Below are 933 nucleotides of genomic sequence, written 5' to 3' on the forward strand. Positions count from 1 at the left end.
TATTCGTACAATCGAAGCCTTCTTTTGCTTCGCCAAGAGGTTCGGACCAGACGATCCGGGATTTCCAGTACATGCCGAAAGGAGGTGTTATATTTCGCAGTGCAGACTTTATGTTTCGTGTCACTCCTTTCATTAGCTGTCGATCAGGCCTGCCTTTCGCTTGATTCTTCACAAATACGTTGATATTAACCGAACCTTTATTCACAACCTCTGTTTCATTTAGCGTAAGCATCCGGATTGTGATGTGGTTCTTTGTTTCACCATCACCCGAACGATCTTTGCAGAGGACGAAGCCGTCCGCGACCGGTTCGACCGCATCATAAACAATATCAACTATATCAAACTGATCCGCCATATCAATATCCTTTTTCCGCTAACTTATCAAACAGGGTTTTACTTTGTTTTCTGACCCAGTCTTCCGTATGATCTGCAGCAACAGTAGCAACATCTTTACAATCGATTGCTTCCACATAAACAGCGTATGGCATAGCCGCGACACCGACCAAAACCCAGCCATCCGAATAGACAGAAGTCAGCTCGGAAACCAGCCGTTTCGCTTCCCTGATACCGGTTTGTTTATCTGTTCCTATCGTGGATTGCTCGTAGTTCTCGGTTAATATATCGCCATCTTTAACGATAACGTAACCGATAGAACTACGTAGATTGCCGGTATGGTCCTTATAGTTCCCTTTCTTTCGGGCAATCTTTACGAACTCTTCCCCAGCACGTTGCAATAGCTTGTATATCTGTTCTTCTGCCCTATCCACAAAATAATCGAACCATCGTCCTACTTCTCTATCACTCCACATAGGAATCAAACCACCTTTCCTCGCCATCACTAAACATAAATTACAGAGTGAGTCTGAAATGATTCCCAGCAGATAATATTGACATCAAGTCCTATACTATCAATCCGGATATGCTTTACATCCG

At 43.7% G+C, this 933-nt stretch carries 2 protein-coding genes; both read right to left on the bottom strand.

Annotation, left to right across the window (positions count from 1 at the left end):
- Nucleotides 1-355 (bottom strand): hypothetical protein (locus H8S65_RS20830; protein WP_186931718.1); only part of this gene is annotated, 355 nt, incomplete at its 3' end.
- 1 nt (nucleotide 356) lies between these two features.
- The gene (locus H8S65_RS20835; protein ID WP_186931719.1) at nucleotides 357-836 is read right to left on the bottom strand and encodes an HK97 gp10 family phage protein; all 480 of its coding nucleotides are present in this window, start codon (nucleotides 834-836) and stop codon (nucleotides 357-359) included.
- Nucleotides 837-933 lie beyond the last annotated feature (97 nt).

It is taken from the genome of Parabacteroides hominis, assembly GCF_014287585.1.
GTDB classification, from domain to species: Bacteria; Bacteroidota; Bacteroidia; order Bacteroidales; family Tannerellaceae; genus Parabacteroides; species Parabacteroides hominis.